This is a genomic window from Amycolatopsis sp. NBC_00438 (assembly GCF_036026695.1).
In the GTDB taxonomy this organism is placed as follows: Bacteria; Actinomycetota; Actinomycetes; order Mycobacteriales; family Pseudonocardiaceae; genus Amycolatopsis.
Window position 1 is genome coordinate 7,873,935 of the sequence record NZ_CP107923.1, and the last position, 12,084, is coordinate 7,886,018.

The 12,084-nt window shown below is 69.8% G+C and carries 14 protein-coding genes; 4 read left to right on the forward strand and 10 right to left on the reverse strand.

The genetic code is table 11. The features are described from left to right. Positions 1–67 precede the first annotated feature (67 nt). The 7 genes from OG494_RS35860 to OG494_RS35890 all read right to left on the reverse strand — a co-directional run bounded on the left by OG494_RS35860 (position 68) and on the right by OG494_RS35890 (position 6,528). Positions 68–1,051 carry a lysylphosphatidylglycerol synthase transmembrane domain-containing protein gene (locus OG494_RS35860; RefSeq protein ID WP_328446346.1) on the reverse strand — a complete coding sequence of 328 codons (984 nt, stop codon included), beginning with the start codon at positions 1,049–1,051 and terminating at the stop codon, positions 68–70. A 12-nt stretch (positions 1,052–1,063) separates the two neighbouring features. Continuing rightward, positions 1,064–2,311 carry an acyl-CoA reductase gene (locus tag OG494_RS35865; RefSeq protein WP_328446348.1) on the reverse strand — a complete coding sequence of 416 codons (1,248 nt, stop codon included), beginning with the start codon at positions 2,309–2,311 and terminating at the stop codon, positions 1,064–1,066. Further along, on the reverse strand, positions 2,308–3,360 hold the full coding sequence (locus OG494_RS35870) for a LuxE/PaaK family acyltransferase (protein WP_328446349.1): 1,053 nt from the start codon (positions 3,358–3,360) through the stop codon (positions 2,308–2,310). The genes OG494_RS35865 and OG494_RS35870 overlap by 4 nt, the downstream gene beginning before the upstream one ends. A gap of 73 nt (positions 3,361–3,433) precedes the next feature. Then, positions 3,434–4,828: an AMP-binding protein gene (locus tag OG494_RS35875; RefSeq protein ID WP_328446350.1), complete on the reverse strand. Its 1,395-nt coding sequence runs from the start codon at positions 4,826–4,828 to the stop codon at positions 3,434–3,436. Next, positions 4,825–5,562: a glucose 1-dehydrogenase gene (locus tag OG494_RS35880; RefSeq protein ID WP_328446351.1), complete on the reverse strand. Its 738-nt coding sequence runs from the start codon at positions 5,560–5,562 to the stop codon at positions 4,825–4,827. Before OG494_RS35880 ends, OG494_RS35875 begins: the two co-directional genes overlap by 4 nt. Further along, entirely contained in the window at positions 5,555–5,797 is a 243-nt protein-coding gene (locus OG494_RS35885) for an acyl carrier protein (RefSeq protein WP_328446352.1), read from the reverse strand. The genes OG494_RS35880 and OG494_RS35885 overlap by 8 nt, the downstream gene beginning before the upstream one ends. An 11-nt stretch (positions 5,798–5,808) precedes the next feature. Then, positions 5,809–6,528, reverse strand: a complete 720-nt coding sequence (locus OG494_RS35890; RefSeq protein ID WP_328446353.1) for a UDP-N-acetylglucosamine acyltransferase — start codon at positions 6,526–6,528, stop codon at positions 5,809–5,811. A gap of 150 nt (positions 6,529–6,678) precedes the next feature. Here OG494_RS35890 and OG494_RS35895 point away from each other — a divergent pair, with 150 nt between their 5' ends. Together OG494_RS35895 and OG494_RS35900 are read left to right on the forward strand one after the other, a co-directional pair. Next, positions 6,679–7,785: a DegT/DnrJ/EryC1/StrS family aminotransferase gene (locus tag OG494_RS35895; protein WP_328446354.1), complete on the forward strand. Its 1,107-nt coding sequence runs from the start codon at positions 6,679–6,681 to the stop codon at positions 7,783–7,785. Next, entirely contained in the window at positions 7,782–8,738 is a 957-nt protein-coding gene (locus OG494_RS35900; RefSeq protein ID WP_328446355.1) for a Gfo/Idh/MocA family protein, read from the forward strand. The genes OG494_RS35895 and OG494_RS35900 overlap by 4 nt, the downstream gene beginning before the upstream one ends. Positions 8,739–8,859: 121 nt before the next feature. On the opposite strand, the gene OG494_RS35905 is transcribed toward OG494_RS35900, so the two are convergent. Together OG494_RS35905 and OG494_RS35910 are read right to left on the reverse strand one after the other, a co-directional pair. Continuing rightward, positions 8,860–9,582, reverse strand: coding sequence for a hypothetical protein (locus tag OG494_RS35905; protein ID WP_328446356.1), 723 nt, complete (start codon positions 9,580–9,582; stop codon positions 8,860–8,862). Then, positions 9,579–10,088, reverse strand: a complete 510-nt coding sequence (locus OG494_RS35910; protein WP_328446357.1) for a SigE family RNA polymerase sigma factor — start codon at positions 10,086–10,088, stop codon at positions 9,579–9,581. Before OG494_RS35910 ends, OG494_RS35905 begins: the two co-directional genes overlap by 4 nt. Positions 10,089–10,210: 122 nt before the next feature. Between OG494_RS35910 and OG494_RS35915 the strand changes: the two genes are divergently transcribed. After that, positions 10,211–10,822, forward strand: a complete 612-nt coding sequence (locus OG494_RS35915; RefSeq protein WP_328446358.1) for a hypothetical protein — start codon at positions 10,211–10,213, stop codon at positions 10,820–10,822. 54 nt (positions 10,823–10,876) lie between these two features. Beyond that, positions 10,877–11,458, forward strand: coding sequence for a hypothetical protein (locus OG494_RS35920; protein WP_328446360.1), 582 nt, complete (start codon positions 10,877–10,879; stop codon positions 11,456–11,458). On the opposite strand, the gene OG494_RS35925 is transcribed toward OG494_RS35920, so the two are convergent. After that, a complete protein-coding gene (locus OG494_RS35925; RefSeq protein ID WP_328446362.1) occupies positions 11,455–12,030 on the reverse strand; it encodes a Uma2 family endonuclease in 576 nt (191 codons plus the stop codon). The genes OG494_RS35920 and OG494_RS35925 overlap by 4 nt on opposite strands. Between the last annotated feature and the right edge of the window lie 54 nt (positions 12,031–12,084).

Here is a 12,084-nt window from a genome sequence, read left to right on the forward strand (position 1 = left end):
TCCGCGAAGGGCGTCCGGGAGGGCTTGGGCGGGCTAGTTGTCCACAGGCCAAGAGCGAATCGGCAGGTCAGGCGGCTGCGGGGGTCTTGCCGCGCAACGAGCGGGCTGCCAGGGCCGCGCCGCCTGCTGTGAGGAGGTCGGCGACCGTGAACATCACCCGGGAGGCGACCGCGAACGCCGTGGCCTGGCCGACCGTCAGGCCGCTTGCCGTGAGGACCGCTACCTGGGCCACTTCGCGGACACCGACGCCGCTGGGGAGGATGAACGCGAACGTGCCCACTGTCATCGCCACCGCCATGGCGCCGACGCACAGGATGAAGCCGCTGAAGCCGGGGGTGCCGACCGAGTTCGCCAGGAGCCACAGGTGGACGCCCTGCAGGCACCACGCCACCGTCGAGGCGCCGAAGACCTTGCCCACCACTCGCCAGCTCAGCGGGTGCTGCAGCGGCGGGCGGCGCAGCACGCGCAGCACCAGCGACGTGCCCCACGTCAGGATCTTCGGATGCAGCATCGCCAGGCCGACCGGGATCAGCACGAACAGCCACAGGGCGCGCGGGCTGTTGCTGAACACCGCCGGGGCCGCCAGCAGCGACACCACCAGCGCCGACACGATGCCGACGCCGAGCTGGATCAGCGAACCGGTGAAGATCCTGGCGCGGGCCAGGCCCGCTTTGCGGCCCAGCTCCATCTGCAGCAGGTACGCCCAGACCGAGCCCGGCACGTACTTGCCGAGCGAGCCGACCAGGCAGATCTGGGCGCCGCGGGCGTAGCCGATCGGCTTGCCCAGGTCATCGACCATCACCTGCCAGCCCCAGGTGGACACCATGATCGCCGCGACCAGGGCCACCAGGCTCAGCAGTGACGACTCCCACGCGACGTCGTGCAAGGTGCGCCAGAACTCGCCCCAGTTCGACGCGAGCTGCTTGGCCGCGAAGCCGATGACCAGCAGGATCGCGACCCACCTGACGACGTCGAGGATCTTCGCCTTGGTGGACTTCGGCTGCTTTTTGGCAGCCGGCGTCTCCCACTCCGGCGACTCCAGTGTCGTCATCGACGCATCTCCTCAGGCCTGCACGGTGACCAGGCGGCTGAACTCGGCCAGCAGATCGTAACCGTCCCAGACCGCGGAGAACGTCAGGGCGGAGCCGAACGGCACGATCCGGTCGACTCCGCGACCGGCCAGTTCGTGGGCGAACGCCGTGAGCTCTTCCGTGGTAAAGCCGAACTGGCCGACCGTCTGGTCCTTGCGCAGCACGATCGGGACCAGATCGGACAGCGACGCGACGCACGCGTTCGCGAACGTGCCGGCGCCGAGCCACTCGCGCGGCATGACCGCCGAGTCGGTCAGCTCCAAAGTGGCCAGGCCGTTGCCCTCGAACGCGATTTCCTTGACCAAGCCGTCGACCGCCGCGCCGTACGCCGAGACGCGCTTCTGGACCGCCATCGCCGGCTCGGTGACGTGCTGCTTCGTCACGAGCACCTGCGCCAGCAGCGTGCGGAACTCCTGGCCCGCGACACGCGCGCCCTCGTCGTCGCCGACCCAGAACACTGCGCGCGGGGACGAGCAGGCGGCCTGGTCGAACCAGTACGAGTCGTTGTAGAAGCCCTCGGCGGCCGCGCGGCGCTCGGTTTCGGACGCTCGCTGCCAGCCCGCCACCGAGGCGACGGCGAACGACGAGCGGTCCGGGAACGTCAGGTCACGCGCGTGCGGGGCCAGCGGGTACTGCCGCAGGGCCGCGACCGAACTGTCGCCGCCCCAGATGACGCGCAGGTCGGCGGCCAGCGACAGAGCGCCGCTCACCTCGTCGCTGCGGTCGTAGGTGACCATCCGCTGGGTCGCCGTGATCGCCGCCGCGGTGTCCGGGTCCACTTCGGACAGTGCGGCGTTCAGCGCGTCCAGCACCGCCTCGGCGGCACCGGCCGAGCGCGACGACACCCGCACGACGTTGTGGTTGCCCGCCAGGGCGGACAACGCCCACGAGTAGACGAAGATCGTGTCGACGTTCGCCGGCGGCACGTGGAACACGAGCCCGCGCGGGAACCGCAAAGAACCGGCCGAAGTGTCCAAAGTGGACAGCGCCTTGGCGATCTCGCCCTTGCGCAGGAAGAAACCGAGGGACGCCAGCTCCGGGAACCGGCGCGCCGTGGCCGGGGCCAGCAGCTTGCGGGCGAACTTCGTGACGAACTCGACGACCCGCGGGTCACCGACCCGCAGCCGGCCGCCCGGCGGCTCGGCCCGCAGCTCGGAGACCAGGTCGCTCACCGGAACATCGGGAGCAGCGGGGAAACGCTGGGTCAGGGAAGTGCTCACGCCGCCGCTCCCGAGAACGTGTCCGAGCAGCCGCGGGCCTCGGCCTTCGGCAGCCGCCCGAGGACGGAGAAGTGCTTACCCGGCCAGTCGCCGTCGTCGATCCCGTTGTAGACCCCGAGATCTTCGGTGAGCAGCACGTGCCCGGGATAGGACCGCGGCAGCGTCGAGACGACCTCGATTACACCCGGCTCGCCGACCGGCTGCTCTGCCCAGGTCTCCGGGTTCCGGATCACGACGTCGGCGAAGTCCGGGCAGTACAGCGAGTTCCCGGACGGGCCTTCGAGGAACACCGTGCCGATCTGCTCGATCATCCCGTAGTAGTTGTGGATCCGGGTGAGCCCGGTGTCCTCCTTGAACCGGCGCCGGAATTCGGTGTTGTCGACCGCGCGGTCGATCAGCTTCTTCCAGCCACCGGAGTGGACGAGGATGCCGTTCGACAGGTCGAGCTTGTTCTCCCGGGCGACCTCGTACAGGTACTGCCAGACCATGAACGTGAAGCCGAAGATCAGGAACGGCTTGCCACCGTACTCGGCCAGGAACTTCTTGACGGCTTCGACGTCCGGCTTGTCGTTCTCGTCGAGCACGTAGGTGTGCTTGCGGCCGAAGTTGGCCATGCCCAGCACGCCCGCGCCGCGCGCGGAGAACGAGCGGCGGTTCTTGATGATGCCGATGGTGTCGACCATCAGCATCGGCAGCCGCTCGCCGCCGAGGACCTCCTGCAGGGTCGCGCCGAGCTGCTTGGTCTGCGCGCCCGCCGCCTCCTTGTCGAGGTAGATCCGCGACGCGCCGGCGCCGGTGGTGCCCGACGACGTCAGCGTCTTGAAGACCTCGCTGTCCGGGACCGACTTCAGGTCGTGCGTCTTGAACATCCGCACCGGCAGCCACGGCAGGTCGGCGATCGACGCAAAAGACGCGTCCGGCGCGATTCCCAGCGACGACAGGATCCGTTCGTAGCCTTCGGAACTCGCCCGGTGGTGTGCGGTCAGGGCGGCGAGCTCGGGCAGCAGCAACGCCTCCCGGTCAGCCTGCGACCGAGTGAACACACTCATGCGCCGACCTCGCTGACGCTCAGGTCGGCCTGAGCGGCCAGCGCTGTGTTGAATGATTCACTCGCAAGCTCGCTCATACCTTCGCCTCCAACGACCGGTAGTCGATCTTGCCGCTGGCCAGCAGCGGCACGGTGTCGATCGGGCGCACGTCGAACCCGCTCGTGTGCAGGTGCAGCCGCTCGGACAGCGCCTTCGACGCGTCCTTGCAGATGTCCTTGTCGACGCCCTCGGCGAACAGCACGACCTTGTCGCCGGCGGGCACCGCCGCCACGACGTCGATCCCCACCGCCGCGGTGCGGACGGCCTGCTCGAGATCGTCGAGGCTGACGCGGTTGCCGAAGACCTTGCCGATGCGCTTGAGCCGCCCGGTGATGAACAGGAACCCGTCTTGGTCGAGGTACCCGAGGTCACCGGTGGCCAGCACGCCGCCGTATTCGTCACCCTTGGCCAGGCCGGACTCGTCGTCCGCGTAACCCAGCATCACATTGGGCCCACGGTAGACGACCTCACCGACAATTTTCGGGTGCGTGGTCTCCGACCCGTCGTCACGGCGGACGGCGAACCTGCCACCCGGCAGCGCGGGCCCGGCGGAACCGAGCTTTTCGGCCAGCCGTTCGGCGGGCACCGTCGTCATCCGCGGCGCCGCCTCGGTCTGCCCGTACATCACGTACATCCGGCCGCCGACGGCGATCATCTTGTCGTTGAACTCGGCGATCAGCTCGTCGCGCAGCTTCCCGCCGGCCTGCGTCAGCGTGCGCAGCGTCGGGTACTTCGCGGGGTCGAACTTGAGCCGCCGCAGCATTTCGTAGTGGTACGGGACGCCCGAAAGGGACGTCACGCCGTACGTGGTCACCGCGTCCCAGAAGCCGCGGCCGAGCACACCCGACGGCTCGATCACGACGGTCGCGTCGCGCACCAGGTGCGAGTTCAGCACCGACAGGCCGTAGCTGTAGTGCAGTGGCAGGCAGGTGGGCGCGACCTCGTCGGAGTCGATGTGCAGCACCTGCGCGATGGCGTCGGCGTTCGACAGGATCGCCTGACGTGAGAGCCGCACGAGCTTCGGGTTGCCGGTGGATCCGCTGGTCGGGAGCAGTACGGCGAGGTCGGGGTGCGGCGGGACACCCTCCGCGGAGTCGCGGATCCAGTCGTCGCCGCGGGTCGTGTAGCCCGCGGGCGCCTCGCCGGACGCCGACAGCACGGCGGCCGGCCGGAAGCGCGAAACCAGCCCGGCGAGCACGTCGACGTCGAGCGCCGGGTCGATCAGCGCGATCGCCCGGCCGGACTCGAACGCGCCCAGGTAGGTCAGCACGCTCGGCAGGTCGACCGACATCCGCGCGAACACCACGCCGACCGGCAGCGAAGCCAGCTCTTCCATCCGGCGGCCGACCTCGGCCGACAGTTCCGCGCCCGCCAGCGTGCGGCCCCCGGCCACATCGACCAGCCGGGCTCCCGCACCCAACAGCGTCACAACACCAAGCCTCCGTCGACGCCCAGCACCTGACCGGTGATGAAGGACGCTTCATCACTCACCAGGAACCGGATCGCGTTCGCCACGTCCTCCGCCCGGCCGAGCCGCCCGAGCGGCGTCCTGCCGGTGTTCTCCGCCTTCGCATCCTCGCTCAGGCCCGCGGTCAGGTCGGTTTCGATCACGCCGGGCGCGACCGCGTTGACCCGGATCCCGGACCGGCCGAGCTCCTTCGCCGCCGAGCGCGCGATGTTCGCCACGGCCGCCTTCGACGCCGCGTACACCGTCTGACCAGCACTTCCGTACTTGCCGACGATCGAGGCGAGCACCACGATCGAGCCGGTTTTCTTCCGCATCATCGCCCGGGCCGCGGCCTGCACGGTGTGCAGCGTGCCGGCGACGTTCGTGCTCAGGGTCGTGTCGACGAGTTCCTCGCGGATCATCCCGAGGAGCGCGTCCTCCATGATCCCGGCGTTCGCCACGACGATGTCGAGCCGGCCGTGCTCCTTCGCGACGCCCCTGACCAGCGAGGACACCGCCTTCGCGTCGGTGACGTCGAGGGCGAGCCCGGCCGCGGCACCCGCCGCTGAAGCGGCTTCCTTGGCGCGGGCCTCGTCGCGGCCGGTGAGCACCACCGTCGCGCCCGCCTCGGCGAGCGCGCGGACGGTGGCCAGGCCGATCCCCCGCGTCCCACCCGTGACGAGCGCGACGCGACCGGACAGGGACTGGTCAGTCATTCTTCGACTGGAGCTCGGTGACCATGTCCACGGCGACCTTGAAGCTCGACATGTCGATGACCTGGTCGGTGTCGAACTCGACGTCGAACTCGTCCTCGATGGCCGCGACCAGCGCCATGTGGCCGACGGAGTCCCACGCCTCGAGGTCGCGGTACTTCAGGTTCTCGACGTCCACGTCCGTGTCGAGGTCCAGCGCCTCGACGAAGACCTCGCGCAGCTTGGGGGCAACCGACATAGCCATGACTCCTAGTGCTCTTCGCGCGGGCGGGCGTCCCACGCCTTTACCAAGGTAGAGAGGTCGCCAGGCAGGGTGTCGTCCGGGAGACCTTCCTTACCCTTCAGCCACGGCCCGAGCGCTTCGATGGTCGCCTCGTCGAGGCCGCGGCGCGACAGGCCCACCACGTTGACGCCGGTGACCCGGGCCGGGTTGCCGACGGCGATGGTGAACGCGCCGATCTCGCGGCGGACCGCCGAGCCCATCCCGACCATCGCACCGGGGCCGATCACGACCTTCTGGTGCAGCACGGCGCCCATCCCGAGGTTCGCGCCGTCCCAGATGTGGCAGTGGCCGCCGGTGACGACGTTGGACGCGATGGTGACGGCGTCGCCGACCAGGCAGTCGTGCGCGATGTGGGAGCCGCGCAGGTAGTAGCCGTCGCTGCCCAGCGTCGTCGTGCGCCAGGTGCCCTGGTGGACGCTCACGTACTCGCGGATCTTGTTGCGGCTGCCGATGACGACGCCGTGGCCGTCGTGATCCGGGTCACCGGTCGGCGCCTCGTCCCAGGCCGCCGGGTGGGGGCGGCCGCGGTCCTCACCGGGCGTGCCGATCGTCACGTGCGGGCCGATCCAGTTGCCGTCCCCGATCCGCGCCGGACCGGCGATCACCGTGAACGGGCCGATCACGTTGTCCTCGCCGAGTTCGACGCCTTCGCCGAGGACGGCGGTCGGGTGGATGCGGTTGGCCACGGGTCGGGTGTCCGTTCGTCGGCGGCTGGGTACTGGGCGTGCTACCGCGCCCGGTAACGTGAGGCCCGCGTTCATGCAGGGCGGCCGGGCGCAGAACCGGCGGCTCACTGTACCGGACGCGTCGAAATCGCCTGCCGAGAGAGACTGCCCATGATCCCCATCACCGTGGTCGACGTCCGCGACGCGGAGGACCTCGTCGTCGAGGTCCTGCGTTCCGGCGCCATCGCACAGGGACCGATGGTCAAGCGCTTCGAAGACGCCTTCGCGGCGGTCTCCGGGACGAAGCACGCGATCGCGGTCAACAACGGGACGACGGCACTGGTCGCCGCGCTCCAGGTCCTCGACCTGAAGCCGGGCGACGAGGTCGTCACGTCGCCGTTCACCTTCGTCGCGACGCTGAACGCGATCCTCGAAGCCGGCGCGACCGTCCGCTTCGCCGACATCCGGCGCGACGACTTCGCGATCGACCCCGACGCCGTCGCCAAGGCCGTGACGGCTCGCACCAAGGTCCTCATGCCGGTGCACCTCTACGGCCAGACCGCGGACATGGGCAAGCTCGCCCCGCTCGCGGCCGAGCACGGCCTGAAGGTGATCGAGGACTCGGCGCAGGCCGTCGGCGCGTCGTTCGAGGGCAAGCAGGCCGGCTCGTTCGGCATCGGCTGCTTCTCGCTGTACGCGACGAAGAACATCACCACCGCCGAGGGCGGCGTCATCACGACGGACGACGACGCGCTGGCCGACAAGCTGCGCGTGCTGCGCAACCAGGGCATGCGCGCCCGCTACCAGTACGAGGTCGCCGGCCACAACTACCGGATGACCGACCTGCACGCCGCCGTCGGCATCCCGCAGCTGGAGAAGCTCGACCAGCTGACCGCCGCCCGCCAGGCGAACGCGAAGCGGCTCTCGGAGGGCCTCGCGGGCACCCCGGGCCTGGACGTCCCGCAGGTGCTGCCGGGCCGCGAGCACGTGTGGCACCAGTACACCGTGCTGGTCGGGCCGCACGCGTTCCTCTCGCGCGACGAGCTGGCCGCGGCGCTGACCGAACGCGGCATCGGCAACGGGATCTACTACCCGAAGATCGTCTTCGACTACGACTGCTACCGCGGCCACGACCTGATCCCGGGCGCGCGCGTCGAGGACTTCCCGGTCGCGAAAGCCGTTTCGGAGCAGGCGCTTTCACTGCCGGTGCACCCGCACCTGACCGAGTCCCAGCTGGACACCATCATCGAAACCGTTCGCGAGGTACTGGGCGCATGACGCATCGGATCGCTCTTGTCGGGACCGGGAACATGGGTTCCCTGCACGCCCGCGTGCTCGCCGCCAACGAACGCGTCGACCTGGTCCGCGTGATCGATCCGCGCGAGGAGGCCGGCAAGGCCGTCGCCGAGCGCTACGAGACGAAGTGGACGCCGGAGATCGGCTCACTGTCCGATGTGGACGCCGTCGTGCTGGCCTCGGCCACCGAGGTGCACTACGACCTGGCGCAGGAGATCCTCGGCCAGGGCACGCCGATGCTGGTCGAGAAGCCGGTGTGCAACAGCTTCGAGAAGTCGCAGGAAATCGTGGCGCTGTCGAAGAAGCAGGGCGTCGCGCTGATGTGCGGGCTGCTCGAGCGCTACAACCCCGCGGTGATGACCGCGCGGGCGCTGGTGCAGGAGCCGATCCACCTGATGGCCCGCCGCCACGGCCCGTACGCGCCGCGCATCAAGACCGGCGTCGCGTGGGACCTGCTGGTGCACGACGTCGACCTGGCGATCCAGTTCTTCGGCGGCGCGACGCCGGCGCGCGTGACGTCCGGCGCGGGCTACTTCCACCCGTCGTCGGTGGCGGGCGCGGAGGACACCATCGAGACGGTGCTGTCGTTCCCGACCGGCCTGGCCACGGTGTCGGCGTCCCGCTTGGGGCAGAAGAAGGTCCGCTCGCTGGTGGTGTCCGAACTGGACCGGCTGATCGAGATCGACCTGCTGCGCCGCGACGTCACCATCTACCGGCACATCTCGCACGACTCGGTCACCCCGGACGGCCTCGGCTACCGGCAGCAGACGGTCATCGAGATCCCGGAGCTGATCACCGCGCGCGAGCCGCTGGCGACGCAGCTGGACCGGTTCTGCGACCTGCTGGAAGGCAAGATCGACGCCGACACCGAGCGCGACCTGATCCTGCCGTCGCACCACGTCGTCGAGCAGGTCCTCACGCAGGCCGCAGCCTGACGCTCCCCGCCGCCGTGTTGGCCACTCCGGTCAGCACGGCGCACTGGGCCAAGTCGTCCAGGCCGGCTTCCCGGCGCCGGTGCTCAGTGCTTGACCGGAGTGACCAACACGGCGAGGTGGGCTACTTGGTGAGCCGGCTTCCCTTGCTGTCGTAGGCGATCAGCGGCGTCAGCGAAGCCGAATCCGGGACCGCGACCGGGTCGAACCAGAAGATGACCACGTTCGGGTCCTTGCTCCACTTCGCCAGGTTCGCCTGGACCGTCTTGCCGCGGACCGTCGTGGTGATGCTCGCGGCCTGGCCGGCGAAGTAGCCGAACACCGGGATGGTCTGGTCGTTCAGCACCTCGCCGCCGTCGGTGGCGTGGAAGCCGAACGAGCGGTCGGAGCCGCGGAACTCGTTGGTGGCCAGCACGGGTTCCAGGTTCTCGCCGCTGCGGAAGCCGGCGACCAGTCCGAAGTGGATGTCCGGGAAGAGCTGCGGGTCGTCGACCGCCTTCGCGAAGATCACGATCTCCCCGGCCGCGGTGCGGATACCGGTGCCCACGACTTCGCCCAGGGGCTCGGGCGGAGGCGTGTCGGCGGTCGTCGGCGGCGGGACCGACGATGCCGCCGTGGGCGCCGGCGGTCGCGCGACCGGCGCCGGTGACGGCTGCCGGAGCTGGAGGGCGAACACGACCACCAGCACGACGACGGCCGCGGCGGCGAGCCCGCCGGTGGTCGTCAGCACGCGGCGGCGACGTCGGAGACGGGTGCCCTCGGCCATGATCCTGCTCAGGTCCGGCTCGGCGAAGGGCTCGGCCGGCGGTTGCCGGAGGGCGGCGCGGAAGTCGTCGAGGTCGTTCATCGCCCGCTCCCCCCGATCAGCGTGTCTTCGGTGCCCGCTTTGATCCGCAGCTTGGCCAGGGCCCGCGAATTCGTGCTCTTCACGGTACCCAGCGAAACGCCCAGTTCGCGCGCCACGTCGGCTTCGGGCAGGTCGAAGAAGTGCCGCAGCACGACGACGGCGCGTTCGCGGGCGGTCAGCGTCTTCAGCACCGACGTGAGCCATTCCCGCTGCGTGACGGCCTGGTCGACGTCGGCGCGGTCCGGCCGCTCGGGCATTTCCTCGGTCGCGTACTCGCGGATCGGGCGGCGCCAGCCGTCGATGACGTGGTTCATCAGGACGGTCCGGGCGTATCCGTAGGCGTCTTTGTGGCGGACCCGCGACCACGCCGCGTACGTGCGGGTGAAGGCGGTCTGGGCGGCGTCTTCGGCCTGGTGCCGGTCGCCCGTGAGCAGGAACGCGGCGTGTGTGAGACGGGTCGAGGAAGCGCGCACGAAGTCCGCGAACTCGTCGTCGCCGCGCGCCATGCGTCACCCCTTTCGCCCCCAGCGACGGCCGGGCCCCGGAAAGGTTGCGCGGGCGCGTCTCAACCTTTTCGAGCGTACGCCCGTAGTCCCCGTGGACGATCTTGCCGACCGGGAGGGAACCCGTGAAGAAACGCCTCGTCATCGCCGGTACTGTGGTCGCCGCTTGCGGCACGCTGGCGGCCTCCGGCCTCCTGACCAGCGCGAACGCCGAGACGAAGCCGGCCCCGGTGGCAAACGGGGCGCCGGCCGCGCCGGTTTCGCCGCCGCCGACCCGGGACGCCGCGCCCGAGCACGAGGTGCTGGGCGACGTAATCGGCACCGGTCTCCGGGACAGTTCCGGCGAGCTGGTCTTCTACGGCGTCAAGCTGCGGGAGCCGCGGCTGCCGGACACGACGTTCGGCATCATGGGCGGCATCCGCGACGCGGCGGGCGGGCTGACGGACTTGATCGTCGCCAACGAGTTCGCGGGCCGCGACAAGGCCCCGGGCTTCCATTCGGTGACCGGGGGCGCGAACCTGGACGGCCACGACGTGCCGAGCTTCGGCTACTACGCGGGCCCGGCCGCGAAGATCACCTCCACCGGCGGCGTGGTCGCGCACCAGGCGACGTGGAGCGAGGACCCGAACGTGGTGGTGTTCTGGTTCGACTCCGCGGCCGATCCGGGCCGCCTGCGCGCGTACGACGCGGCGGGCAACAAGCTCCCGACGGGCAACACGGGTGTCGGCCACGGCTGAAACGTTGCGTAACCGATATCCTGCGCTCGGTGACCGGGCGCTAGATTGACGTCGGTGCGCCTCTTGGGGGGAATCTTCGCCGCCGCATGCCTGCTGACCTGCGTCACAGCGTGTACGAGCGGCTCCACGACGGCGGCGCCGGCGACCACGCCGGCGCTGCCGTCATCCACTTCGACGAGCAAGCCGAAGCCGACGGCGCCGACCTTCACCCCGGCCACCTCACCGGCGAAGCTGAGCGCGGCGTGCCCGTTCCTGAGCTCCGACGAACTCATCCAGGCGATCGGCCACTCCGTCAGCGGCGGCGCGAAGGAAACCGAGCCGCTCCGGACGAAGGTCGGCACCGCGCTCGTGTGCGAATACGGCGGCGGCCAGACCGCCTCCTTGTTCGTCGGCCCGGACACCTCGGTGGCCCGGTTCGTCGCGGGAGTGAAGTCGGAGTGCAGGAACGCGGTCATGGTGCCGGGCGCGGGTGAGGCCGCGCTGCACTGCGAGTCGACGGGTCAGGACGGCGGCACCGAGCTGGCGGTCGCGAAGCACAGCCACGGTGAGCTGCGGACCGCCGAGCTGAACCTCTACGTCTCGGTCGGCGAGGACACCTACGCCACCCTCGGAAAGCTCCTGGCGGACCGGCTCTAGGGGCGCTGGGCTCGCCGGGTGGTGAGTGCGTTCAGGTCGATGGTCAACGGATGGCCGCCGAAGTCGAGTTCGGCGATGCCGGACTGTTCACCGAAGTTCTCGTAGTCTTCGTCGACCAGCCGGTAGGTGATCATGCTGATCGGCGGGTCGAGGTCGACGATCCAGTAGTGCGCGATCCCGGCTTCCGCGTACTCGGAGAACTTCGTGACCTGGTCGGTCCGCCTGGTGCCCTCGGACAGCACCTCGATCACCAGCTGCACGTCAGCGGCATCGAGCCGAGCCGGGTTCGTCGCCACCAGCGCCGCCGGGGCCACCAGCACATCGGGCACCCGGACGGTCAGCGGTGCTTCGGCGATGACTGCTTCGACTTCGCTCAGCGCACAGTACTCATCCGGGAGCTGCTCGTTGATCAAGTAGCCCAGCCGGGTAAGGGCGAGCTGGTGGAATGGCATCGGACGCGGCGCCACGACAAGAACCCCTTCGACCGCTTCGACCTGGTACTCCGGGGTTTCCGGCAGATCGATCCAGTCTTCAAGGGACAAGAGGTGGTGAGGCCACTCCATGACACTCATCGCCTTCTCCTCGCCGCAGTTACTGGACGTCATCTTCGCACGTCAGACTGCCGG